Source organism: Streptomyces sp. (genome assembly GCF_035563135.1).
In the GTDB taxonomy this organism is placed as follows: domain Bacteria; phylum Actinomycetota; class Actinomycetes; order Streptomycetales; family Streptomycetaceae; genus Streptomyces.
Window position 1 is genome coordinate 1 of record NZ_DATMVN010000180.1, and the last position, 25,687, is coordinate 25,687.

The 25,687-nt window shown below is 70.2% G+C and carries 16 protein-coding genes and 3 pseudogenes; 13 read left to right on the forward strand and 6 right to left on the reverse strand.

Annotation, left to right across the window (positions count from 1 at the left end):
* On the forward strand, positions 1–2,645 hold a 2,645-nt coding region (locus VN520_RS07690; protein ID WP_325746101.1), incomplete at its 5' end, for a VCBS repeat-containing protein.
* 485 nt (positions 2,646–3,130) lie between these two features.
* Here VN520_RS07690 and VN520_RS07695 read toward each other — a convergent pair.
* Positions 3,131–3,538, reverse strand: a pseudogene (locus VN520_RS07695) (DEAD/DEAH box helicase); the annotation flags it as partial.
* Between the two features lie 110 nt (positions 3,539–3,648).
* Between VN520_RS07695 and VN520_RS07700 the strand changes: the two are divergent.
* The 6 genes from VN520_RS07700 (at position 3,649) to VN520_RS07725 (ending at position 11,688) form a co-directional block, all read left to right on the forward strand.
* Entirely contained in the window at positions 3,649–5,010 is a 1,362-nt protein-coding gene (locus tag VN520_RS07700; RefSeq protein ID WP_325746102.1) for a DUF4192 domain-containing protein, read from the forward strand.
* A gap of 133 nt (positions 5,011–5,143) precedes the next feature.
* Positions 5,144–5,908 carry an NUDIX hydrolase gene (locus VN520_RS07705; protein WP_325746103.1) on the forward strand — a complete coding sequence of 255 codons (765 nt, stop codon included), beginning with the start codon at positions 5,144–5,146 and terminating at the stop codon, positions 5,906–5,908.
* Positions 5,909–6,054: 146 nt separating this feature from the next.
* Complete coding sequence (locus tag VN520_RS07710; RefSeq protein WP_325746104.1) at positions 6,055–7,815, forward strand: ATP-binding cassette domain-containing protein; 1,761 nt, start codon at positions 6,055–6,057, stop codon at positions 7,813–7,815.
* Between the two features lie 182 nt (positions 7,816–7,997).
* Positions 7,998–8,864 (forward strand): FadR/GntR family transcriptional regulator, encoded by an 867-nt coding sequence (locus VN520_RS07715; RefSeq protein ID WP_325746115.1) that lies wholly within the window; start codon positions 7,998–8,000, stop codon positions 8,862–8,864.
* 322 nt (positions 8,865–9,186) lie between these two features.
* Complete coding sequence (locus VN520_RS07720; RefSeq protein WP_325746105.1) at positions 9,187–10,728, forward strand: RNA polymerase sigma factor; 1,542 nt, start codon at positions 9,187–9,189, stop codon at positions 10,726–10,728.
* 129 nt (positions 10,729–10,857) lie between these two features.
* Positions 10,858–11,688: a serine protease gene (locus tag VN520_RS07725; RefSeq protein WP_325746106.1), complete on the forward strand. Its 831-nt coding sequence runs from the start codon at positions 10,858–10,860 to the stop codon at positions 11,686–11,688.
* Positions 11,689–11,802: 114 nt separating this feature from the next.
* On the opposite strand, the gene VN520_RS07730 is transcribed toward VN520_RS07725, so the two are convergent.
* Positions 11,803–12,036, reverse strand: a complete 234-nt coding sequence (locus VN520_RS07730) for a DUF7455 domain-containing protein (RefSeq protein WP_014153643.1) — start codon at positions 12,034–12,036, stop codon at positions 11,803–11,805.
* Between the two features lie 432 nt (positions 12,037–12,468).
* On the opposite strand from VN520_RS07730, the gene VN520_RS07735 reads away from it, so the two are divergent.
* Together VN520_RS07735 and VN520_RS07740 are read left to right on the forward strand one after the other, a co-directional pair.
* Positions 12,469–14,595 (forward strand): DNA topoisomerase IV subunit B, encoded by a 2,127-nt coding sequence (locus VN520_RS07735; protein ID WP_325746107.1) that lies wholly within the window; start codon positions 12,469–12,471, stop codon positions 14,593–14,595.
* 199 nt (positions 14,596–14,794) lie between these two features.
* Positions 14,795–15,154: pseudogene (locus VN520_RS07740) on the forward strand (cation acetate symporter); the annotation flags it as partial.
* Positions 15,155–15,184: 30 nt separating this feature from the next.
* Here the strand turns inward: VN520_RS07740 and VN520_RS07745 are convergent.
* From VN520_RS07745 to VN520_RS07755, 3 genes are all read right to left on the reverse strand, one after another.
* A complete protein-coding gene (locus tag VN520_RS07745; protein WP_325746108.1) occupies positions 15,185–15,862 on the reverse strand; it encodes a DUF7342 family protein in 678 nt (225 codons plus the stop codon).
* A complete protein-coding gene (locus VN520_RS07750) occupies positions 15,859–17,550 on the reverse strand; it encodes a sensor histidine kinase (protein WP_325746109.1) in 1,692 nt (563 codons plus the stop codon). Before VN520_RS07750 ends, VN520_RS07745 begins: the two co-directional genes overlap by 4 nt.
* A gap of 131 nt (positions 17,551–17,681) precedes the next feature.
* Positions 17,682–18,989: a citrate/2-methylcitrate synthase gene (locus tag VN520_RS07755; protein ID WP_325746110.1), complete on the reverse strand. Its 1,308-nt coding sequence runs from the start codon at positions 18,987–18,989 to the stop codon at positions 17,682–17,684.
* Positions 18,990–19,130: 141 nt separating this feature from the next.
* On the opposite strand from VN520_RS07755, the gene VN520_RS07760 reads away from it, so the two are divergent.
* Together VN520_RS07760 and VN520_RS07765 are read left to right on the forward strand one after the other, a co-directional pair.
* Positions 19,131–20,294: a citrate synthase/methylcitrate synthase gene (locus tag VN520_RS07760; RefSeq protein WP_325746111.1), complete on the forward strand. Its 1,164-nt coding sequence runs from the start codon at positions 19,131–19,133 to the stop codon at positions 20,292–20,294.
* Between the two features lie 21 nt (positions 20,295–20,315).
* Complete coding sequence (locus VN520_RS07765; protein WP_325746112.1) at positions 20,316–21,380, forward strand: GTP-binding protein; 1,065 nt, start codon at positions 20,316–20,318, stop codon at positions 21,378–21,380.
* 25 nt (positions 21,381–21,405) lie between these two features.
* Here the strand turns inward: VN520_RS07765 and VN520_RS07770 are convergent, their stop codons facing one another.
* Complete coding sequence (locus VN520_RS07770) at positions 21,406–23,856, reverse strand: DNA topoisomerase IV subunit A (RefSeq protein ID WP_325746113.1); 2,451 nt, start codon at positions 23,854–23,856, stop codon at positions 21,406–21,408.
* 246 nt (positions 23,857–24,102) lie between these two features.
* Here VN520_RS07770 and VN520_RS07775 point away from each other — a divergent pair, with 246 nt between their 5' ends.
* Together VN520_RS07775 and VN520_RS07780 are read left to right on the forward strand one after the other, a co-directional pair.
* Complete coding sequence (locus VN520_RS07775; protein ID WP_325746114.1) at positions 24,103–25,455, forward strand: pitrilysin family protein; 1,353 nt, start codon at positions 24,103–24,105, stop codon at positions 25,453–25,455.
* Positions 25,456–25,481: 26 nt separating this feature from the next.
* Positions 25,482–25,687 (forward strand): annotated as a pseudogene (locus VN520_RS07780) (insulinase family protein); the annotation flags it as partial.

Genomic DNA, 25,687 nt, shown 5'->3' on the forward strand with positions numbered 1-25,687 from the left:
CACTGAAGTGGCCCGCACCCCTGCCCGCTCCGGTCCTGGACGGGGCGAGCGCGACCTACCGCGAGGTCCTCCCGGGTGTGGACCTCGCGGTCGCCGCGAGTGTCGACGGGTTCAGCCAGACCCTCATCGTCAAGACCGCCGAGGCCGCCGCGAACCCGGAGCTCGCCACCATCGAATTCGGTCTCAGGACCGAGGGGCTCACTCTGAAGCAGGACCCCGACGCGGGCAACCTCACGGCCGTGAACCCGGCCGGCCAGACCGTCTTCGCGACATCGACGGCCCGCATGTGGGACTCCTCCGGCACGGAACCCGCCGACCCGTCGGTGCGTTCCCGCACCGCCGCGCCCGCGGCCGCCGAGACCCCGACGGATCTGACCCCCGGTGCCAACAGCAGTACCGTGGGCGTCGACTTCTCCCACGACCAGCTGACGCTCACGCCGGACCGGGAACTGCTCACCTCCCCCGACACGACGTATCCGGTCTACATCGACCCGCGGGTGACCGGCAAGAAGCTGGCGTGGACCATCGCCTACAAGCCCCACGCCAACGACAGCTACTGGAACGGCACCGGCTGGAGCGGCGGCACCACCAGCGAGGCGCGCGTCGGCTACGAGTCGTCCACCGGCGGCACCGCACGGTCGTTCTTCCGGGTCGAGTCGAAGTTCCTGGCCGGCGTGAAGGTCATCGACGCGCAGTTCCAGATCACCGAGACGCACTCCTGGTCCTGCACCGCCAAACCGGTCGAGCTGTACGTGACCGGCCCCATCAGCTCGGCCACCACCTGGGCCAAGCAGCCCGCCTGGTCCACCCTCCAGGACAGCCGCAACTACGCCCACGGCAACGACGCGCACGGCTGTCCGGACAAGGCTGTGGACTTCACCGCCAAGGACGCCGCGGTCAAGGCGGCGGCGGCCAAGTCGCCCGACATCACCTTCGGCCTCCGCGCGCCCCAGAGTGCCGAGGAAGACAAGGACGAATACAGCTGGAAGAAGTTCAAGCCGGACGCGAAGCTCATCGTCGAGTTCAACCGCCGGCCGGAAGCCCCCTGGGCGCTGGACACCATCCCCAGCACCAAGATCAGCAGCACCGAGTGCGGCAACGGTTCCTCGTACGTGACCCTGGGCAACACCGACGTGACCCTGACCGCGCAGGTGTGGGACCGCGACGGCGGCGACGTCAACGTCCAGTTCCACCTCTGGCCGACCGGCAAGCACGATGTCACCCCGGGCATCATCTTCAACCAGACCGTACGCAAGACCGTCCTCGCCGGCGACTCCAAGGGCGTGCGCGCGAGCATCGTCGTACCCAAAAAGCTCCTCAACGACTACAAGGGCGCGAGCGCCGGGCAGTTCTCATGGAAGGCGCAGGCCGAGGACGTCGGTGACTCCGCCTTCGCGTCCGACTGGACACCCACGAAGGGCGCCAACGGCTGCCGCTTCGGCTTCGATCCGACCGCCCCGTCCACGATGCCGACCGTGACGTCGGTGGGCGGCCTCTACCCGGAGAACGCCGAAGGCGCTCTGGCCCGCACGGAAGGGGAATTCATCTTCGGCGCGGCGGGTGAGAAGGACATCGCCGAGTACCGCTGGAGCCTGGACCGCACCCCGCCGAGCACCGTCGCCAAACCGGCCGCCGTCGGCGGTGACGCGTCGGCCAAACTCACCCCGCTCACCCCCGGGCCGCACACGCTGTACGTCCAGGCCGTCGACCTGGGCAAAAACGTCGGCCCCATGTACCCCTACAAGTTCTACGCCAAGAGCCCCGGCGTCGTGGACAAGCCCGGCGACGTCAACGGCGACGGCACGCCCGACCTGTTCGCCGTCAACGCGAGCGGTGATCTCCACCTGTACGGGGGCACCGGCAACGGCGCCGTGGCCACCACCATCCCCCTCGCGGCGAACAGAAGCTGGGCGGGCGCCCTGCTCACCCACCGCGGTGACTGGACCGAGGACCTCTACGAGGACCTCGTCGCCCGCAAGACGGACGGCAGCCTCTGGCTGTACCCGAACGGCGGGCAGGGCGACTTCACCGAGGACACCAGACGGGAGGTCTACTTCTTCGAGGACTCCGAGACCGGCCTCACGCTCGATCCCGCCACCATCAAGCAGATCGTCTCAGTCGGAGACATCACACCGAGCGAGGAGAGCAACAACCCCGACTTCCTCGCCGTTATCGGTGACCAGCTCTGGTTCCTGCCGGGCTACTCCAGCGGCAACATCCAGGCCGGCTACCCGGTCGGCTCCTCCGGCTGGGCGTCGATGCAGCTCGGGTCCTCGGGCGATGTCGACGGGGACGGCTTCGCCGACCTCGTCGCCCGCCACACCACCACCGGCGAGGTATGGCTCTACCACGGCAGGAGCAACGGCGACGCGGACGGCGACGGAGTGCCCGACGGCGGCACCGATCCGTCATCCCTGGGCGCCGCCTCCAGCCGGACGGCCTACGCCACCGGGTGGTCCACCGCTGCCCGCCCCCTGATCACCGCCTCAGGTGACTCCGACGGCGACGGCATCGGTGACTTCTGGACCACCACCGCCAACACCGCCGCAGGACTCGAGTTCGTCCCCGGACGCGGGACCGGGCTCGTGGGTACTCCGAAGGTCGTCGGCACAAGCGGCTGGCAGGCCATCAAAACCATCTCATAGCCGGAAACTAATCGCCGCCGGCTCGCTGGAACAACACCACCATCACAGCGAGCCGGCCGCTTCGCGCACCGGAGGTAGCAGTAGACACCGAGCAACCCCTGGCCCTGCTCACCTCCGGCAGCACGCCCAATGCAGAGGCGTACGGGCAGCGTCTCGTTGCGTCCACATAGAGATGGTGCTGGGCGTCCGGTTTGTGGCGAGCGAGTACAGCGTGAGGCCGGTGCATGGCGACTGGACCGACTTGCTCGGCCTGGACGTCATCGTGGGGAGTCCAGGCGAGGGACCGACGCGAGAGTCATCAACCAGGCCCAGTTCCAACTCTCATGGCCAGGAGCGACGGCCGCAGCCCAGGTGCTGTGGAGCGGCCCACGCCAGATTCGTATCGCCGGCGTCTTCACCCGTTATGCCGTGGACGCAGTGATGCGGGGATTGGAGATCGATCGACCTGGGGCGTCCCGAGGGACGAAACGGGCGGAATTCGAGGTTGGAGAAACCAGTACTTCGGGGCTGACCAGCAGGACATCCACTTCGCCCGCCGCCACCTCGGCCTGGACGGTGTCCCACTCCTCGGTGTTGGAGGAGTTGATCGTGCGCGCGCTGATCCCGGCCCTGGCCGCCGCCACCTGGTTGCGCATCAGCGCGAGCAGGGGCGAGATGATCACCGTAGGTCCGCTGCCGCGCGCACGCAGCAGCGACGTCGCGACGAAGTACACCGCGGACTTGCCCCATCCTGTCCGCTGGACGACCAGGGCTCTGCGCTTGTCGGCGACGAGGGCCTCGATGGCTTTCCACTGGTCCTCGCGCAGCCGGGCGGCGCCGGTGGTGTCCCCGACCAGACGGGCAAGTACGGAATCGGCCGAGGCCCTGAGCTCTGCGCGGTCTGCGTTGGTCATGCCCCCATGCAACCCGATGCCTGTGACAAACCGCGAACGGCGGCCGGCGCCTGTGGACAAAGTTATCCACAGGGGTCGCGGAAAACGGCGGGACGCGGGACGGTCATTCCATGAACAAGCACGACGAAACCACCGGCCCGTCCGAAGCTCAGCAGATCACCCTGCGCGGTCCCGCCGAACTGGCCGACGCCCTTCCGTACCTGCTGGGTTTCCATCCGAACGACAGTGTGGTCATGGTCGCCCTGCACGGCGGCCGGGGCCGCTTCGGCGGCAGGCTCCGGCTGGGCATCCCGCGTGAGCCGCAGGAGTGGGCGCCGGTCGCCGACCAGCTGGCGCAGTGCCTGATCGAGGGAAGCGAGAAGCACGAAGCCCGTCCTGACGCGATCGTCGTCTTCCTCTGCCAGGATCCGGCCGATGGGGAGGATGCTCCGCAGACCATGGAGCGGCTGAGGCCGTTCGCGCAGTGGCTGCGTACGGCCTGCGGGGCGCTCGATGTTCCCGTGCTCGAGGCGCTCTGCATCTCCGACGGGCGTTACTGGTCCTACTGCTGTCCCGATGACCGCTGCTGTCCGCCCGAGGGCAATCCGCTGGCGCTTCCGGGCACCACGGTGATGGCGGCCGCAGCCGCGTACGCCGGTGTTCAGGTGCGTGGATCGCTGCGTGACATGGAGGCACGGCTCAAGCCGAGGGAATCCGCAGGGGCACAGGAGCAGGAGCGGGCCCTTGATTCAGCGGGTGCCGTGCTGGTGTCCCGCATCCTCGACGTCGACGGGCGCGGTGAGGTGGCGCGAGAGACCCTGACGCTCGCGCGTGACCTCATGGAACGCCTCGGGAACGCACCGGCTGCAGGCCCCGCCGGGACGGACGGCGATGACGACGGTCTGATCACACCCGGCGAGGCGGCGGCGGTGATTCTCGGCCTTCAGGACCGCGAGACGAGGGACAGGGCCGCCGAGTGGATGGAGGGCAGCGAGGCCGGGACGGCGCTGCGGCTGTGGCGTGCTCTCGCCCGTCGCTGTGTCGGTCCGTACGTGGAACACGCGGCGGCGCCCCTGACGCTGGCCGGCTGGGTCTCGTGGTCCATGGGTGACGAGGCGGCGGCCAGGGTGGCTCTGGGACTCGCCCTGCGCGCAGACCCCCACTACACGTTCGCCCAATTGCTGCACCAGGCGTGCAACCAAGGCCTCGACCCGGAAACGCTGCGTCGTTGCCTCAGGGGAGAGCGCATCCTGCGCGACGGCCACGGAAGGGGCATCGACTCTCAGGGTCCGAGCGGGCGGCGTGCGGGGCGGCGGGCCGGGCCGCGGGCCGCTCGCACCGCGTCCGGGAGGAGTAAACGGAGGGTGACGCACCGGCCTGCACCGGGTGCTGCCTCCGGACCGGGCGCGGCCGCGAGCCGTGGCCGGGTCCGTGACACCCGGCGGCTGGACAGCCGGCGGCCGGGCTCCCGTGGCGCCAGGAGCCGCGATTGACCCTTCGCGTTCCCGGGCGGACGAAGCCTGCCGACGGGGCGACCGCGGCTGGGGGGGAGAAGGCCGGGCCGCGCGCGGAACCACGTGCCTCGAAGGGAGTGTTTATCGTCAGGAAGACGACTATGATTTCGGCATGCCACCCTACGACCCGTCGGCCTTCCCGCCCTTCGCTGTCACCGTCGATCTGGTTGTCCTCACGGTGCGACGTCATGCCCTCTGCGCGTTGGTGGTACGCCGCGGCGAAACGCCGTTCCAGGGGCGGTGGGCACTGCCGGGCGGATTCGTCAGAGCCGATGAGGACCTCGGTGCGGCGGCAGCGCGTGAGCTCGTCGAGGAGACAGGGCTCTGCGCGCACGATCCGGCCGCCCCCGCCATCGGGAACGGAGCCCATCTCGAACAGCTGGCCACCTACGGTGATCCGGGGCGAGACCCCCGGATGAGGGTCGTCAGTGTCGCGCACCTCGCGTTGGCGCCCGATCTCCCGGCCCCGCGTGCCGGCGGTGACGCGCACAGTGCCCGCTGGGCACCGGTGGAGGACCTGCTCGGGCCGGGGGGCGGCACCGGTGGCGACGGTGAGGAGTGCCCGCCGCTGGCCTTCGATCACGCGAGGATCCTCGACGACGGGGTGGAGCGGGCCCGTTCGAAGATCGAATACTCCTCGCTGGCCACGGCGTTCTGCCCGCCCGAGTTCACGGTCGGTGAGCTGCGAAGGGTGTATGAGGCGGTGTGGGGTGTGGTCCTGGACCCCAGGAACTTCCATCGCAAGGTCACGGGAACACCAGGCTTCCTGGTCCCGTCCGGAGGTACGACCACGCGTCAGGGAGGCCGTCCCGCACAGTTGTTCCGGGCTGGAGCGGCGACAGTGCTCAACCCGCCGATGCTGAGGCCGGAAGTCTGACCTGGTCCGGTCCCGCAGGCGCGCGGCACGCGGATGCGCGGAACGCGCACAAAAGCCTCGATGCGCAAAAAGTCTGAAATGTCGCGTTATCTTGCTGGGGTACTCCACCGTGCCGCAGAGCGGTCTCCCCCTCCGCGAGAGAAGCGATGCTCCAGGTCATCGGACTCACCAGCGCCCCCCGTCGCGACCGTTCGCCCGTCGTGGACGATCTGACCTTCGAAGCCCCGTCCGGCAGCGTCACCGTGCTGCTCGGCGCTCCCGGCTCCGGCAAGAGCACAGCCCTCCGCCTGATGCTCGAACTGGAAGCAGGAAGGGGTGTCACCTACTTCGAGGGCCGGCCGCTGCACCGCATCGGCCATCCCGCCCGGGAGGTCGGGGTGTTGCTCGGCGACGTACCGGGGCATCCGGCGCGAACGGCGCGGGGGCAGCTCCGTATGCTCTGCGCCGCAGCAGGGGTCCCGGTGTCGCGGGCCGACGAGCTGCTCGAGGTCGTCGGTCTCGCGGGGCTGGGGGACCAGCGCATCGGCACCCTCTCGGCCGGCATGGACCGGCGGCTCGGCCTGGCCTCGGCGCTGCTCGGCGACCCCCATACGCTCGTACTCGACGAGCCCGCCAAGGGCCTGTCGCCGGGTGAAAGGAGCTGGCTCCACGGTCTGCTCCGTGCGTACGCGGCCGAAGGGGGCACGGTCCTGCACACGACCGGCGATCCCAAGGAAGCCGCCCGCGCGGCCGATCGCGTGGTCACCATCGACGAGGGGCGCCTCGTCGCGGACCAGGACGTCGCCGACTTCTCCCGGACCCGCCTGCGTCCCAGGGTCGCCGTGCGGACCCCGCACGCAGGCAGGCTGGCCGCCGTGGTGAGCCGTGAGGCCCGTGCCGCCCGGCGTTCCGTCGAAGTGGTCGCCGAGGACGGCAGCCGGCTCTCGGTGTACGGAAGTACATGCGCGGAGATCGGGGACACGGCGTACCGGCACGGGGTCCCCGTCCACCAACTCGCCGACGAGGTCGGGGACGCGGGCCCGGTGGCTGCTCCGGCCCGAGGCCCGGCCGACGGGCCGGCCAGTGCGGTTCCGCCCGGTCCGGCCTCGGCCGTGGGGATCTCGGAGCTGCCGCCTCCGATCTCCGTGCGCCCGGCCCGCGGTCCGCTCAGGCCCGTGCGGTACGAGCTGCGGCGCCTCTTCGGCGTCAGGACAACCGCTCTGATCATGGCGGCTGTTCTGGGCGTCTCGGTGGGCCTCTCCGTGTTGCTGGCCAGGGCCGGGAGGGCGCCCCTGCCGGACCTGCTGGCCGCCTGGCCGGATCTGCTGCCGCTTCCGCCCGCCGCGTTCGCCGCCGGCCTGCTGGGCGCCCTCTCCTTCGGCGACGAGTTCCGCTACCCGGCGCTCGCCGCGGGGCGGGGGACGGTGCCGCGCCGTCTCGGGCTCCTGCTGGCCAAGCTGGTGGTCTCGGCGGGCGTCGCGCTGCTGCTCGCCCTGCTCTCCGTACTGGTGGACGCCGGAGCGCTGCACCTTCTGTACGGCGGCGACTTGGTGGCTGTCCCGGCCGACGCGCCACAGTTGGCGTTCGGTTGGGCCGGACTGTCGGTCGGATGTGCCTGGGCGGGGCTGCTGGGAGCCGGTGTGTTCCGGCTGGCCGGCGCCGGGATCGCTGCCGTGCTGGCGATTCCGGTTCTTGTCGTACCGCTGGTGCGGAAGCTCCTCGCGGGACCGCCCGCACGCCCGATCACGGGACTGCCGGGCCGACTGCGCGAACTCGGCTGGCTGCAGTGGCCTTACGAGACGGACCGGTGGGTGATGGCTGCTGTGCGGGTCTTGGCTCAGCCGGTGGGAGTGGCACTCTCCTTGTCGTTGTCTGCTTTGATCTGCGCGTATGTGCTCACCAGCCTTCGGGGGAGAGCTCGTTGGTGATCGCCTGGACCAGACCTGACGGGCCCCTTGTGGACAACTCCATAGAAAGTGCCCGGTTTCTACCGATAAGGCGTCAATTGAGAGGTGGGTGCCGATCACCCTTTCGTGTGCTTTTCAGCAAAGACCTCAAGGGGCGAGTGAGCCACGCCGACAAATGATGCGTGAGTACCCTTGCGCACACCATGATGACCGCCGCCCGCTCCGCAGACTCCGGCCTCGCCGGCCCGGGTGAACTCGACCGCTACCCCTGCGCGGAGGCGCCGGCCGGCGAGCGCGCCGCCCTCCGTTCCTGGGGCGGTGCCGAATCCGATCTGGGGCGGGCGAGCCGACGCGGCACGGCCAGCCGGGGCCGTGGACTTCACGGCCAGCTGGTCCAGCAGCTCGGCCAGATGATCGTTTCCGGTGACCTCGGTGCTGACCGGCCGCTCGTGCCGGAAGAGATCGGCCAGCGGTTCGAGGTTTCCCGCACCGTTGTGAGGGAGTCCCTGCGCGTCCTGGAGGCCAAGGGTCTGGTGAGCGCCCGGCCCAACGTGGGCACGCGGGTCCGGCCGGTGAGTGACTGGAACCTGCTGGACCCCGACATCATCGAATGGCGCGCCTTCGGCCCGCAGCGTGATGACCAGCGCCGTGAACTGGAGGACCTCCGATGGACCATCGAGCCGCTGGCCGCCCGGCTGGCCGCCGGGCACGGGCGCGAGGACATTCAGCAGCGCCTCGGCGACATGATCGAGATCATGGGGCACGCGATGGGGCAGGGGGACGCCGTCACGTTCTCCCGGGCCGACGCGGAGTTCCACGCCCTCCTGATCCAGGCGGCGGGCAACCGCATGCTCGAGCACCTCTCCGGGATCGTCTCGGCAGCCCTGCATGTCTCCGGCGGGCCCGTCACGGGCTGTGACCGGCCCGCCGAGGCGTCCCTCGGCCACCACGCGCGGATCGTGGAGGCCCTCGCCTCGGGTGATTCCGCCGACGCGGAGGCCGCCATGCGGCAGCTGCTCGTCGGCCATGCCGACGGGGAACGGGTGGTTCCCGCGCCGCGCGAGCACTGAGCGCCCGGAACCGGGGTATGTGAACCGAGTGCCGTCGGGCTCGTGCGGTTCGGCGGCATGTTTGTACGGTGATGTGCCTCTGGTTCTGTTTGTCGCGAATGGGGTGTGACTGGGGCCACGTGAATTGGGCGTAACACTCCTCGAAACAGTGCGATGACCTAAGAGGTGACCGCCGCGGAAGGAATACAGCAGCCCCACAGTGCGCTGTGCAGTTCTGAGGCCAAGCCCGCGCCGTCGGCGACATCCCCAGTCGGCGGTCGTCGGTTCCAGCCCTCTCCAGGGCCGGGCCGGAAGCCGTTTCCATCGTTCCGAGAGGTTGTTCGTGTCGGCCAGCACATCCCGTACGCTCCCGCCGGAGATCGCCGAGTCCGAGTCTGTGATGGCGCTCATCGAGCGGGGAAAGGCTGATGGGCAGATCGCCGGCGATGACGTGCGTCGGGCCTTCGAGGCTGACCAGATTCCGCCAACCCAGTGGAAGAACGTTCTGCGCAGCCTCAACCAGATCCTCGAGGAAGAGGGTGTGACGCTGATGGTCAGTGCTGCGGAGTCGCCCAAGCGCGCCCGCAAGAGCGTCGCAGCGAAGAGCCCGGTCAAGCGCACCGCCACCAAGACCGTCGCGGCCAAGACGACCGTGACACGGACCGTCGCGGCATCTGCCGCCCCGACGGCCGGGAGCGCGGACGTGGCGGCCGATGACGCTGCCGCTCCCGCGAAGAAGGCGGCAGCCAAGAAGACGGTTGCCAAGAAGACCGTCGCGAAGAAGACCGCGGTCAAGAAGACCGCGGCGAAGAAGTCCGGCAAGCAGGACGACGAACTGCTCGACGGTGACGAGGCGGTCGAGGAAGTAAAGGCCGGCAAGGGTGAGGAAGAGGAGGGCGAGGGCGAGAACAAGGGCTTCGTCCTCTCCGACGACGACGAGGACGACGCGCCTGCGCAGCAGGTCGCCGTTGCCGGCGCCACGGCCGACCCGGTCAAGGACTACCTGAAGCAGATCGGCAAGGTTCCCCTCCTCAACGCCGAGCAGGAGGTCGAACTCGCCAAGCGCATCGAGGCCGGACTCTTCGCCGAGGACAAGCTGGCGAACTCCGACAAGCTCGCCCCGAAGCTCAAGCGCGAGCTGGAGATCATCGCCGAGGACGGCCGCCGGGCCAAGAACCACCTGCTGGAGGCGAACCTCCGTCTCGTGGTCTCGCTGGCCAAGCGTTACACCGGTCGCGGCATGCTCTTCCTGGACCTCATCCAGGAGGGCAACCTCGGCCTGATCCGCGCGGTCGAGAAGTTCGACTACACCAAGGGTTACAAGTTCTCCACCTACGCCACGTGGTGGATCCGTCAGGCGATCACCCGCGCCATGGCCGACCAGGCCCGCACCATCCGTATCCCGGTGCACATGGTCGAGGTCATCAACAAGCTCGCTCGTGTGCAGCGCCAGATGCTCCAGGACCTGGGCCGGGAGCCCACCCCGGAGGAACTGGCCAAGGAACTCGACATGACCCCCGAGAAGGTCATCGAGGTCCAGAAGTACGGCCGCGAGCCGATCTCCCTCCACACCCCGCTGGGTGAGGACGGGGACAGCGAGTTCGGAGACCTGATCGAGGACTCCGAGGCGGTCGTGCCCGCGGACGCGGTGAGCTTCACGCTGCTCCAGGAGCAGCTGCACTCCGTGCTCGACACGCTCTCCGAGCGTGAGGCGGGTGTGGTCTCGATGCGTTTCGGTCTCACCGACGGCCAGCCGAAGACGCTGGACGAGATCGGGAAGGTCTACGGGGTGACGCGCGAGCGCATCCGCCAGATCGAGTCCAAGACGATGTCGAAGCTGCGCCACCCCTCGCGTTCGCAGGTGCTGCGCGACTACCTCGACTAGACCGCGGACGAAACATGGGCCGGGGCCCGGAACCTGAAGGTTCCGGGCCCCGGCCCATGTCCGCATGCGAGCGGGACCGGGGCGGATGACGCTGAGTGGGCACTGTTCACCTCGGCGTCAGGAGCCCCCATGCCCCGTGTTCCCGTTCGTGTCCGTCCCACCGCCTTCGCTCTGGCGGTCGCTGCGGCGGTGATACCGCTCGGGCCCCCGGCGCCCGCTGCGGCGGACAGCATCATCGTCGGCGGGAGCCCGGCGGCCGTCGCGGACAGTCCGTGGGTGGTGGCTCTGTCGAGCCGTGACCGGTTCGGGGGAACCCGCGCGGGCCAGTTCTGCGGCGGGGTGGCGATCGCACCGACCGAGGTGCTGACAGCCGCGCACTGCCTGAGGGAGGACGTCCTGGGCGCAGCCGTCCCGGAGGTGCGGGACCTGCGGATCATCGCCGGACGGGACGAGCTGAACGGACCCGGCGGTCTGGAGATCCCCGTGCGTTCCACATGGATCAATCCTGGTTACGACCCGCGCACGAATGCGGCCGACCTCGCGGTCCTCACCCTGGCCCGGGCGCTGCCGAAGGGCAGCGTCATCCCGATGGCCGGGGCGGGAAGCGCGGCCTACCGGCCGGGGACGGCGGCAGCGGTGTACGGCTGGGGGGACACGACCGGGTACGGAGCCTACGCGTCCGGGCTGCGCGCGGCCACGGTGCGGGTACTGCCGGACAGCGACTGCACCCAGGCGTATCCCGGCGGCACACAGGGCGCGTACGACGCCTCATCCATGCTCTGCGCCGGTGACATCGCGGGCGGGCGGGATGCGTGCCAGGGCGACAGCGGAGGCCCACTGGTGGCCCGTGGGCGCCTCATCGGACTCGTCTCCTGGGGGAGCGGTTGCGGGACCCCGGGCAGCCCCGGGGTCTACACCCGCATATCCGCGGCGATCCGGTGGATGGCGGACCGCAGCTGACCGTCGGGACCACCTCGCGTCCGAACGATACGAGAACGGGCGGCTTTCCCCGCAGGGAGGCCGCCCGTCGGCCGGTCCTGGACCGTGCCCATGGCTCGTCGTGGATGCGAGGTGTCAGTGTTGTTCCTCGTCGGCGGCACTGGCCTGCACGGCAGTGAGCCGATCTGTCTCATCCTGTATTTCCGCGGCGATCTTCTTGAGTTCCGGCTCGAACTTGCGCCCGTGGTGGGCGCAGAAGAGCAGTTCACCGCCGCTGATCAGGACGACGCGCAGATAAGCCTGGGCGCCGCAACGGTCACAGCGGTCTGCTGCGGTCAGCGGGCTCGCGGGGGTCAGAACAGTAGTCACGTCGCCTCTTCTCTAGCTCGACGAGCTGTCGTACCAGGGTCAACATCCAACCAGGCCGAAAACGTTCCCGCTCGTGGCATTTCTTCGAAACTTCTTCTCAAGATGGCTGTCTGTTGCCGGTTGGCGGCGAATGTGCCGTATTGCGTAGCGCTACGGTTTCGCGTTGCTTGCGGGGGCAGGTCCGCCGGCTGGCTTGCCGGTTGTTCATGAGGACGTGCCCGGAGCCTAAATGGTTCATGCCTCGAAGGGAACGTGATGTGCACGTCACCCTAACGAATGATCGAACGCGTATGCGAGGCTGGACTAGCATAAGGATTCCCCCTGGGTGGCGTCACAACCGCTCTACCAGGCCTCGGTAGGCTCTCAGCGGCTACCGAGGCCGAGCCCGTTACCCACTGGGCCCCAAATGAAATTCAGCGAGGAGCGAACCGCGTGAGCGCCGATTCCGTGCCGTCCACTGCGCTGCTGACCGGAGCAGGCGGCGCAGACAGGGACAGCTCCAACTACACCGCGCGGCACCTACTCGTCCTCGAGGGGCTCGAAGCGGTCCGTAAGCGTCCCGGGATGTACATCGGGTCCACGGACAGCCGCGGACTCATGCACTGCCTCTGGGAGATCATCGACAACTCGGTCGACGAGGCCCTGGGGGGTTACTGCGACACCATCGAGGTCATCCTCCACGACGACGCCTCCGTGGAGGTGCGTGACAACGGCCGTGGCATCCCGGTCGACGTGGAGCCCAAGACAGGGCTCTCCGGCATCGAGGTCGTCATGACCAAGCTCCACGCCGGCGGAAAGTTCGGCGGCGGTTCCTATGCGGCGTCGGGCGGCCTGCACGGTGTCGGCGCCTCGGTCGTGAACGCGCTCTCCGCCCGGCTGGACGTCGAGGTCGACCGCAACAGCGCGACCCACTCCATCAGCTTCCGGCGGGGTGTCCCGGGCAGGTTCACCGGGCAGGGCCCGGAAAGCCCCTTCGACCCGGCCAACGGCCTCCGCAAGGGCAAGCGCGTCCCGAAGACGCGTACGGGTACCCGGGTGCGGTACTGGGCGGACCGCCAGATCTTCCTCAAGGACGCCAGGCTCAGCCTGGAGACGCTGTACCAGCGGGCACGCCAGACCGCGTTCCTCGTGTCCGGCCTCACCATCGTCGTACGCGACGAGCGGGGCCTCGACGGCGAGGGCAAGACGGAGGAGACCTTCCGTTTCGACGGTGGGATCAGCGAATTCTGCGAGTACCTGGCGCAGGACAAGGCCGTCTGCGACGTTCAGCGCCTGACCGGAACGGGAAGCTTCAAGGAGACCGTGCCGGTCCTGGACGACCGCGGGCACATGACGGCCACCGAGGTCACCCGTGAGCTGGGGGTCGACATCGCCCTGCGCTGGGGCACCGGCTACGACACCAACCTCAAGTCCTTCGTCAACATCATCGCCACCCCCAAGGGCGGCACCCATGTCACCGGCTTCGAGCGCTCCCTCACGAAGACGGTGAACGAGGTCCTGCGCTCCGCCAAGCTGCTGCGCGTAGCCGAGGACGACATCGTCAAGGACGACGCCCTGGAAGGGCTGACCGCGGTGGTCACCGTACGGCTCGCGGAGCCGCAGTTCGAAGGGCAGACCAAGGAGGTGCTGGGCACCTCGGCGGCCAACCGGATCGTGGCCAACGTGGTCGCCAAGGAACTCAAGGCGTTCCTGACCTCCACGAAGCGCGACGCCAAGGCCCAGGCCAGGGCGGTGCTGGACAAGGCCGTGGCTGCCGCCCGCACCCGTATCGCCGCCCGCCAGCACAAGGACGCCCAGCGCCGCAAGACCGCGCTCGAGTCCTCCTCGCTGCCCGCGAAGCTCGCCGACTGCCGGAGCGACGACGTGGAGCGCAGCGAGCTCTTCATCGTGGAGGGCGACTCGGCCCTCGGCACCGCGAAACTGGCCCGCAACAGCGAGTTCCAGGCCCTGCTCCCGATCCGCGGAAAGATCCTCAACGTCCAGAAGTCGTCCGTCTCGGACATGCTCAAGAACGCCGAGTGCGGGGCCATCATCCAGGTCATAGGGGCGGGCTCCGGCCGCACCTTCGACATCGACGCGGCGCGTTACGGCAAGGTCATCATGATGACGGACGCCGATGTCGACGGTTCGCACATCCGCACCCTGCTGCTCACGCTCTTCCAGCGCTACATGCGGCCGATGGTCGAGGCGGGGAGGGTCTTCGCGGCCGTGCCGCCGCTGCACCGGATCGAGCTGGTCCAGCCCAGGAAGGGCCAGGACAAGTACATCTACACCTACTCCGACAACGAGCTCAGGCAGACCCTGCTGGAGCTGCAGCGGAAGAACGTCCGGATCAAGGACTCGATCCAGCGGTACAAGGGCCTCGGCGAGATGGACGCGGACCAGCTGGCGGAGACCACGATGGACCCGCGCCACCGCACCCTGCGCCGGATCAACATCGGCGACCTGGAATCCTCCGAGCAGGTCTTCGATCTGCTGATGGGCAACGAGGTCGCCCCCCGCAAGGAGTTCATCACGAGCTCCGCCGCCACCCTGGACCGCTCGCGCATCGATGTCTGACGCTCTCCACCGTGGGTGGAGAGCTTGCTCCACCCACGGTCAGCTCCCCTGAGCCGCTCCTGCGGTGCGCTGTGAGTGCACCCGGGGGCTCGCGCGCCGTCCGGCACTCCCGTCACCTGAAATGCTGAAGCACGGCGAATGACGTGCCCGGGATCCTTTGGGGGCTGCCCATTCCTGTCCACGCTGCCTTGTCCACGCTGCTGGACAAGGCAGCGTGGACGAGGGAGCCGTGGGTGCGGCGGGCATCGGGGCGGCGGCCATCGCACTGGGCCTGCTCGCCCGGAACCCGAACGTCGCGTTCCTGGCGGGACCGGCCTTCGCCGTCGCGGCCCCCGCCGATCTGCTCGTCCTGCTCCCGTAGGTCGTCCCAGGGAGCTCCACGCCGCTCCTCCCCGGTGCGGGCCTCGCGCTCTTCCCCCCGGAGAACCCGGGGCTCGTGCCGATCCCGGCGGGCTTCCTGGCCGGCTGGATCGGCACGGTCACTTCGCCCGACCCGCCCGACCCGCCCGACCCGGCCGGGCACGCGGAGACGGAGATCCGGTCGCTCGCCGGGGCGGGGCAGCGTGGGCCTGGCAGCGGCCCGGCGGCTTCAGGAGCCGGTGGCCCAGGTGTACCGGTGTTCAGGGCGGCCCGTCTCGCCGTACTTGAGGGACAGCCGCACCCGGCCCGTGCGCTCCAGCAGCTTCAGATAGCGCTGGGCCGTCTGCCGGCTCATCCCGGCGCTCTCCGCGACCTCCTGCGCGGAGAGCGGCCCGTCAGCCGCACGAAGGGCCTGACGGACCAGTTCCGCGGTCGTCGTCGAATGCCCCTTGGGCAGGCCGGATCCCCCCGTGGCCCACAATGCTCCGAACAGCCGGTCCACATCCGTCTGTTCGGCCTCGCCGCCGCCCTCGAAACTGCGGCGCAGCGCCGCGTACGCCTCCAGTTTGGTGCGCAGCCCGGCGTAAGCGAACGGCTTCACCAGGTACTGGAGGGCTCCGTGGCGCATCGCCGCCTGCACGGTCGCGACGTCACGGGCGGCCGTCACCATGATCACATCGGTGTGATGACCGAGCGTGCGCAGTTCCCGCACCACGGCCAGGCCGTTGCGGTCGGGCAGATAGTGGTCGAGCAGGATCAGATCGACGGGCATCTCGCCGATCCGCGCGAGGGCCTCCGCTGCGGAGTGGGCCATGGCGGCCACCCGGAAGCCGGGCACCTTGGAGACATAGGCCGCGTTGATCCGGGCGACCCGTACGTCGTCGTCCACGACCAGAACCTCGATCACGGGGCCTCTCCTGACGTCGTGGGCCGCCCGGGGGCCGGCGGGCCACCCACGGCGGGGGAGCCGAGCCGTTCCGGTTCGTCCAGGGCCTCCGGGAGGACGACGGTGAACACCGCCCCGCCCTCGGGGGAACCCGATACGGCGACGCTGCCGCCCTGCCGTTCGGCGAGGCGCCGGACCAGTGGCAGGCCCAGGCCGCGCTTGCCGTGAGCCGGGAGCTCCTTGGTCGACCAGCCCTCCATGAAGATGGATTCGTGGTCACCCGCGGGTACGCCGGGGCCGCTGTCGTGCACCCTCAGTACCACCGTACGGCCCTCCGCCCGCAGCCCGACCTCGATCTGTGCGCCGGCCGATCCCGCGGCCGCGTCCAGCGCGTTGTCGACGAGATTGCCCAGGACCGTGACGAGACCACGCGGGTCCACCAGCCGGCCCGGCAGCAGTGTCCCGGGGGCCATGCGCAGAGCCACTCCACGCTCTGCGGCCACGGTCGCCTTGCCGACCAGGAGTGAGGCCAGCAGGGGGTCGTGGACCTTCTCGGTGACCTGCTCGGCCGTAGCCCGGTGGACGCCGACGACCTCCGTGACGAATTCCACCGCTTCTTCGTGCATCTCCAGTTCCAGCAGTCCCAGAAGGGTGTGCAGCCGATTGGCGTGCTCATGGTCCTGGGCGCGGAGCGCGTCGATCAGGCCGCGCGTGGAGTCGAGTTCGCGGCCGAGGTGCTCCAGCTCCGTACGGTCGCGCAGCGTGGCCACGGCCCCGCCGTCCTCGGTCGGCATCCGGTTGGCGAGCAGCACCCGGGTGCCACGGACCGTCACCAGGTCGTCCCCGGCCACCCGCCCGGCCAGCACGTCGGTGGTCCGGCCCGCGCCCAGGGCCTCGTCGAGCCGTTTTCCCGCGGCGTCCGGGCCGAGGCCCAGCAATCGCTGCGCCTCGTCGTTCAGGAGTCTGATGCGTCCCGTGCGGTCGATGGCGACGACCCCCTCACGGATGCTGTGCAGCATGGCCTCGCGTTCGGTCAGCAGCGCCGAGATGTCGGAGAACGCCAGGTCATGGGTCTGTCGCTGGAGGCGGCGGGAGATCAGATAGGCGGCCAGCGCTCCCACGGCCAGCGCACCGCCCGCGTACGCGAGGAGCCCGGGGATCGCGGCGAGCAGCCGGGCGCGGACGCTGTCGTAGGCGATACCGACCGAGACGGCGCCGACCACCCGGCCCGATCCGTCGAGCAGCGGCACCTTGCCGCGGGCCGAGCGCCCGAGTGTGCCGCTGTCGATCTCCATGACGGACCTGCCGGCGAGCGCGGTGCTGGGGTCGGTGGAGACGACGTCACCGATACGGGAGGAGTCCGTGTGCGACCAGCGCACCCCCTGCTTGTCCATGATCACGACGTATTCGGCCCCGGTCGACCGCCTGATCCGCTCAGCCGCGTCCTGGACGGCCCCGTCCGGGCGGGGTTCGGTGGCGAGCAGGGCGGCGGCGATCTGCGGCTGCGCCGCCGTGCTCTGCGCGATCGCCAGGGCGCGGCGCATCGCCTGGTCGTCGAGCTGGGCGCTGAGCGGTGCCAGGAAGAGGCCGGTGACGAGGACCGTGACGCCGGTGATGATGGCCAGCTGCATCAGCAGTACCTGCGAGAAGACCCGCTGCGGCCAGCCGAACCGGCGTGGTGCCCGTGGGGTGGTCGGTGGGGCGCTCATCGTACGAACGGTAGAGGGCAAAACGTGCTGACCGAAATCTCTCCGCCCTCCGGTCGCCCCCGGACGCCCTCCGGACCGGCTCGGGGCCGGTCAGGGCCCCTGAGCAGCCGGAGCGGGCCGTCCGGTTCCGCTCACGGGACGGGCGCTTCCGGAGCGGGCAGCGGTTGTGGCGGGCGCGGACCGCTGTACTGCCCGCTGGGCCGCATGCGCAGCGGCTCCTCCGCGTACTCCTCCATCGCGTGGGCGATCCAGCCCGCCGTGCGCGCCACGGCGAACACCGTCTCGCCCGTCTCGGCCGGCATGCCGTACGCGACCGAGAAGACGGCCAGGGCCAGGTCGACATTGGCGTGCAGCGGCGAGTGGCGGGCGGTGGTCGCGACCACGTCACGGGCCGCCGCCATCGCGGGGGCCGCCTGCGGCACCTCGTCCAGCAGCGCGAACAGCGCACCGGCCCGCGGATCCTCGCCCCTGTAGAGGCGGTGGCCGAGTCCCGGCACCCGTCGGCCCGCGCGCAGATGATCCGCGACGACCGGAGCCGCGCTGCCCCGCTCCACCACTTCGGACAGCATGCGGTGCGCGGGCCCGCTCGCCGCGCCGTGCAGCGGGCCCTCCAGTACGCCCAGCCCCGCCGAGACCACGGCGTAGGGGTGCGCGTGGGTGGACGCGGCGACGCGTGCGGCCAGGGTGGAGGCCGCGAGGTCGTGGTCGGCCAGCAGCACGAGCGCCGTGTCGAGCACGGCCAGGGACGCCGCGTCGGCGGGCCGGGCGGAGAGCTTCGGCCACAGCCTGCGCGCGAGTGGATCACCGGCGGCGCCGTCCCCGTCGGGTCCCCCGGCCGAAGGCAGCGCGCCCACGAGGGCGGGGATCAGATTGCGCGCGCTGTTGAGCACCCCCTCGGGGGAGAGGTCGAACCGCAGGGGGTCGGCGGACGCCGCTGCGGCGACAGCCGCCCGGAGCCGGTCCGTCGAACTGCTGTGCCGCGGGAGCGTCGCGGCGGTCCGGCGTGCCGCCGCGAGGGACTCGGGCGCCGCGGCGAAGCGGATGCCCGGACGGAGCTCACCGGTCCAGATCCACTCGGCGACCTCCTCGTAGCCGTAACGGCGGGCGAGTTCGGCCGGGTCGACACCGCGGAAGAAGTAGCGGTCCGGTGTGATGAGCGTGATGCCGGTGCGGAAGACCAGGTCACCCGAGGGGGGCGGCGAGGACTCCCGGCGCCCGGTCCGGCGGGCCAGGGCGTCGATCTCGGCGGCGTCGAACGTGCTGCCGCGCCCGCCCGGCGTGCGCCGGCTGGTGAGCTGGCCCCGGCTCACATACGCGTACACGGTCTCGGGCTTCACCCCGAGCCGTTCAGCGGCCTCCCGGGTGGTGAGCCTGGAGCCCTCCGCCCTGCCGGTTCCCGTGTCCTGCGTACCGGCCCCGTGCGCCGAGTCATGCGTCATGGCGCCCACCGTATCCACATCCATGGATGTCCGATCGCCTCGAACGAGATTCAACATTGATTCAATCAACATTGACAGCTTTGAAGTCAACCATGGACAGTTGAATCAATATTCAGTTCACCGATGGAGGAGAAACCTGCCATGCCTGCCTCACAGACGGACACCACCCCGCTCGAAGTGCCCCGGGGGCTCGCCGGAGTGATCGTCACCGACACGGAACTCGGAGACGTGCGCGGACGCGAGGGCTTCTACCACTACCGGCAGTACTCGGCGATCGAGCTGGCGCAGAGCCGCAGCTTCGAGGACGTCTGGTACCTGCTGTTCCACGGCGAGCTGCCCGACCGGGCGGCGAGCGCCGGCTTCGCCTCCCGCACCGCCGCCCTGCGCCGACTGCCCGCAGAGGTGCGGGAGGCACTGCCCGCCATCGCCCGCGCAGGCGCGGTCTCCGGCCCCCTCGCCGGACTGCGTACCGCGCTCTCGCTGCTCGGGGCCTCGGCCGGATTCCGCCCGGTGTACGACATCGGGGCCGGCCGGCGCCGTGAGGACGCGCTCGCCGTGTGCGCCGCGGTCCCCACCGTGCTGACCGCCCTGTACCGGCTCGGTCAGGGCCTGGAACCGGTGGAACCCCGTGACGACCTGCCGTTCGCCGCGAACTACCTCCACATGCTCACCGGCGAGGAGCCGGACGCCGCACGGACGGCGGCCGTCGAGCGGTACCTCGTCTCCACCGTCGACCACGGCTTCAACGCCTCCACGTTCACCGCACGGGTGATCGCCTCCACCGGCGCCGATGTCGCCGCCTGCCTCGTCGGAGCCGTCGGCGCGCTCTCCGGACCGCTGCACGGAGGCGCGCCCAGCCGCGCGCTGGACACCCTGGACGCCATCGGCACCCCGGACCGGATCGACGGCTGGATCCGGGAGCGGGTCCTCGCCGGGGAGCGGATCATGGGCTTCGGGCATCCCGTCTACCGCACCGAGGACCCGCGCTCGCGCATGCTCCGCTCGGTCGCGCAGAGCTTCGGCGGTCCGCTCGTCGACTTCGCCGTCGAGGTGGAACGCCAGGTGGAGGCGATCCTCGCCGAGCTCAAGCCGGGACGCGAGCTGCACACGAACGTGGAGTTCTACGCCGGGGTCGTCATGGAGCTCTGCGGGCTGCCCCGCGCGATGTTCACCCCCACCTTCTGTGCCGCGCGCACGGTCGGCTGGAGCGCCAATATCCTGGAGCAGGCGGAGGACTCCAAGATCATCCGCCCGGCGGCCCGCTATGCCGGAACCCCGCCTCCGTGCCCCGTACCCGTACTCTGACCGACCCCGAGGAAGGCCCCGTTGACCCCGCCCAGTGCCCAGCAGATCCCGGTCGTCGTCCTGGCGGGGTTCCTCGGATCCGGCAAGACGACACTGCTCAACCATCTGCTCCACAACAGGGCGGGCAACCGGATCGGCGTCATCGTCAACGACTTCGGGTCCATCGAGATCGACGCGATGACCGTCGCGGGACAGGTCGGATCCACCGTCTCGCTGGGCAACGGCTGCCTGTGCTGCGCCGTCGACGCGAGCGAGCTCGACACCTATCTGGAGAGGCTGACCGGGCCCGCCGCCCGGATCGACGTGATCGTCATCGAGGCGAGCGGCCTCGCCGAACCCCAGGAGCTCGTACGGATGCTGCTGGCCAGCGACAACCCACGTATCCGGTACGGGGGACTGGTCGAGGTCGTCGACGCCGCCGAATTCCCCGCCACCCGGGAGCGCCACCCCGGGATCGACCGCCACCTCGCCGTCGCGGACCTGATCGTCCTGAACAAGACCGACCGGGTCGCGGACGCGGAACTGCGGGCCGTGCGGGAGGCGGCCGGCGCCGCGGGCGGCCGGGCGGCGGTCATCTGCGCCGCGTACGGGAGGATCGACCCGGAGCTCCTCTTCGACCCCGTGCTCCGGCCGGACGAGGACGACTCCTTCCGCCAGCTGACGTTCGAGGACCTGCTCCCCGAAGCCGGCCGCACGCGCGAGGACCACCTGCACGCGGCGTACGAGAGCCTCTCCTTCACCGCCGGCACACCGCTCAGCCCCCGCCGTTTCATGGAGTTCCTCGACTCCAGGCCCGCCGGCCTCTACCGGATCAAGGGATTCGCCGACTTCGGCGCGGGCGACCCCGGCAACCGGTACGCCCTGCACGCCGTCGGCAGGTTCCTGCGCTTCGTGCCGCAGCGCTGGGAGCGCGACGAACCGCGGCGCACGCAGCTGGTGCTGATCGGCTCCGGTATCGACGCCGAGGCGCTGCACAAGGAACTGGAGGACTGCCAGGCCCCCGGGCAGGAGGCCGGCGAGGAGCTGGAGCGCAGCATGTGGGGCGTCCTGCGGTACGTGCGGCAGCCGGACGACGGCGAGGCCTGAGGCCCCGCGCCGCCCGGCTGGTGTCCTACAGCGGCCTGGCGATCACCGCGACCGGACTCGTCAGGGGCGTCCCCGAACCGTCGCGGCGCGGATCCGGGGCCGGCAGCTGGGCCGGTGCGCCGTTCTTCTGCGCCGCCCGTGCCGGGGTTTCGCCCGCCCAGGCGAACACCAGGACGTCCTCCCCCTTGAGGAAGCGCTGGCAGCGCACTCCGCCGGTGGCCCTGCCCTTGCGCGGATACTGATCGAACGGGGTGAGCTTCCAGGTGCGCTCCGAGTCGTCCAGCGTGCCGTGCGACCCGGCGACCGTGAACACCGCGGCGTCGGCCGAGGGATCCACCGCGGTGAACGAGAGCACGGCGGCGCCCGCCGCGAGCTTGACGCCCGCCATACCGCCCGCCGCGCGCCCCTGCGGACGCACCGAAGCGGCCGGATAACGCAGCAGCTGCGCGTCGGACGTGATGAAGACCAGGTCCTCCTCGCCCGTACGCAGCTGCGTGGCGCCGACGATCCGGTCGCCCTCCTTCAGCGAGATGACCTCCAGCTCGTCCTTGTTGGCGGGGTAGTCCGGAACCACGCGCTTCACCACCCCCTGCAGGGTGCCGATGGCCAGGCCCGGTGCCTCCTCGTCCAGAGTGGTGAGGCAGAGCAGGTCCTCGTCCGCATCGAGCGTCAGGAACTCCTCGATCCGGGCGCCGCCCGACAGGTTCGGAGCGGCATGGGTGTCCGGCAGTTGCGGCAGGTCGATCACCGAGAGCCGGAGCAGCCGCCCGGCGGACGTCACCACGCCCACGTCCCCGCGCGCAGTGGCGGAGACGGCCGAGACGATCACGTCGTGCTTGGTGCGCTTGGCGTCCTCGGCCTGCACGACGGGCTCGGCGCCTGCCGTACGGGCCAGGAGACCGGTCGAGGAGAGGAGCACCTGACACGGGTCGTCGGCGACCTCCAGCGGCACCGAGGCCACCTGCGAACCGGCCGACTCCAGCAGCACCGTACGCCGCTCGGTGCCGAACGTCTTCGCGACCGCGGCCAGTTCCGACGAGACCAGCTTGCGCAGCTCGGCGTCGGACTCCAGGATCGCGGTCAGCCGGGCGATCTCCTCGGTGAGCTTGTCGCGCTCGGTCTCCAGCTCGATCCTGTCGAAGCGGGTGAGCCTGCGCAGCGGGGTCTCCAGGATGTACTGGGTCTGGATCTCGCTCAGCGAGAAGCGCTCCATCAGGCGCTCCTTCGCCTGCGCCGAGTTGTCGCTGTCCCGGATGAGACGGATGACCTCGTCGATGTCGAGCAGCGCCACGAGGAGGCCCTCGACCAGGTGCAGCCGGTTGCGGCGCTTGGTCCTGCGGAACTCGCTGCGCCGCCGCACCACGTCGAAGCGGTGGTCGAGGTAGACCTCCAGGAGCTCCTTGAGCCCCAGGGTGAGCGGCTGCCCGTCCACCAGTGCCACGTTGTTGATGCCGAAGGACTCCTCCATCGGCGTCAGCTTGTAGAGCTGCTCCAGCACGGCCTCCGGCACGAAGCCGTTCTTGACCTCGATCACCAGACGCAGACCGTGCGCCCGGTCGGTGAGGTCCTTGACGTCCGCGATGCCCTGGAGCTTCTTCGAGCCCACCAGGTCCTTGATCTTGGCGATCACCTTCTCCGGGCCGACGGTGAAGGGCAGTTCGGTGACGACGAGGCCCTTGCGGCGGGCCGTGACGTTCTCCACGGCCACCGTGGCGCGGATCTTGAACGATCCGCGCCCGGCGGCGTAGGCGTCCTTGATGCCGCCGAGGCCGACGATCCTGCCGCCGGTGGGCAGGTCGGGGCCCGGGACGAAACGCATCAGGGTCTCGAGATCGGCCCCCGGGTGCCGGATGAGGTGCCGGGCGGCGGCGACGACCTCGCCGAGGTTGTGCGGGGGCATGTTGGTCGCCATGCCGACCGCGATGCCGGAAGCACCGTTGACCAGGAGGTTCGGGTACGCCGCCGGGAGGACGACCGGTTCCTGCTCCTGGCCGTCGTAGTTCGACTGGAAGTCGACGGTGTCCTCGTCGATCGACTCCGTCATGAGGGACGTGGCGTCGGCCATCCGGCACTCGGTGTACCGCATGGCGGCCGGCGGGTCGTCGTTGCCCAGCGAGCCGAAGTTGCCGTGCCCGTCGACGAGGGGCAGGCGCATCGAGAACGGCTGCGCCATGCGCACCAGGGCGTCATAGATCGACGCGTCGCCGTGCGGGTGCAGTTTGCCCATGACTTCGCCGACGACACGCGCGCACTTCACGTAGCCGCGGTCGGGGCGCAGCCCCATCTCGTGCATCTGGGACACGATGCGGCGGTGCACGGGCTTCATGCCGTCGCGGGCGTCGGGCAGCGCCCTGGAGTAGATCACCGAGTACGCGTACTCGAGGAAGGAGCCCTGCATTTCGTCGACGACGTCGATGTCGAGGATCTTCTCCTCGAAGTCGTCCGGCGGCGGGGTTTTCGTGCTGCGGCGGGCCATCGCGGCTGCGACTCCTTCACAGATTCTGTCGGGCAACCTCAGGTACTGACGCCGACCATTGTGGACCGCCGTACCGACAACGCCGACCTCGACCCGTCCGAAGCGGCTCCGGTGGCCCCCACGGGGCCCCTGTCTGCGGCAGCATCTACGACAACATTCACCCGACGGGAACTTCGCCAGGTGCCCGTGCGCTTGCTTAGAGTGGCAGGTCCGGCAGGAAATCCTGTACCGATCGAAGGGACGTACATGCCCATGGGTCACACGGCCACAGCCCAGGCCGGCTCCGGCGGCTTGACGGCGACCGAGCACCGTCTGGCCAACGGCCTGCGCGTGGTGCTCTCCGAGGACCATCTGACCCCCGTCGCCGCGGTCTGCCTCTGGTACGACGTCGGCTCCCGCCACGAGGTCCAGGGACGCACGGGTCTGGCTCACCTCTTCGAGCACCTGATGTTCCAGGGCTCGGGCCAGGTCAAGGGGAACGGGCACTTCGAGCTGGTGCAGGGGGCCGGTGGTTCCCTGAACGGCACGACCAGCTTCGAACGCACCAACTACTTCGAGACGATGCCCACCCACCAGCTGGAGTTGGCCCTGTGGCTCGAGGCCGACCGGATGGGCTCGCTGCTCGCCGCGCTCGACGAGGAGTCCATGGAGAACCAGCGGGACGTCGTGAAGAACGAGCGCCGCCAGCGCTACGACAACGTCCCGTACGGCACGGCCTTCGAGAAGCTCACCGCCCTCGCCTATCCGGAGGGCCACCCGTACCACCACACGCCGATCGGCTCGATGGCCGACCTGGACGCGGCGACCCTGGAGGACGCGCAGGCGTTCTTCCGGACGTACTACGCGCCGAACAACGCGGTGCTCTCCGTGGTCGGGGACATCGACCCGGAGCAGACGCTCGCCTGGATCGAGAAGTACTTCGGTTCCATCCCCTCCCACGACGCCAAGCAGCCCCCGCGCGACGGAACGCTGCCCGGCATCATCGGCGAGCAGCTGCGCGAAGTGGTCCAGGAGGAGGTCCCCGCGCGTGCGCTGATGGCCGCCTACCGGCTGCCGCACGACGGAACCCGCGAGTGCGACGCCGCGGACCTCGCGCTGACCGTGCTCGGCGGCGGCGAGTCGTCCCGCCTGCACAACCGCCTGGTCCGCCGTGACCGTACGGCGGTGGCCGCCGGCTTCGGGCTGCTCAGGCTGGCCGGAGCGCCCTCGCTGGGCTGGCTGGACGTCAAGACGTCCGGAGGCGTGGAGGTGCCGCAGATCGAGGCCGCCGTCGACGAGGAGCTGGCGCGCTTCGCCGAGGAGGGCCCCACGCCCGAGGAGATGGAGCGCGCGCAGGCACAGTTGGAGCGCGAGTGGCTGGACCGTCTCGGCACGGTCGCGGGCCGCGCGGACGAACTGTGCCGGTACGCCGTCCTGTTCGGTGACCCGCAGCTGGCCCTGACCGCGGTGGGCCGCGTGCTCGAGGTGACGGCCGACGAGGTCAAGGCCGCCGCCCGGGCGCACCTGCGCCCCGACAACCGTGCGGTCCTGGTCTACGAGCCGGTCGAGCCGGCCGACGGGACGGACGGCACCGACGCGCACGAGGGGGCCGACAAGTGACCGACGCCGCCGTGACTGGAGTAGCGATGGAGTACCACCCGCAGCCGACCGCAGGCGAGGCCAGGCCCTGGGCCTTCCCCGCACCCGAGCGCGGCGCCCTGCCCAACGGGCTGACCGTGCTGCGCTGTCACCGTCCCGGCCAGCAGGTCGTCGCCGTGGAGATCGTCCTCGACGCCCCGCTGGACGCCGAGCCCGAGGGCCTGGACGGTGTGGCCACGATCATGGCGCGCGC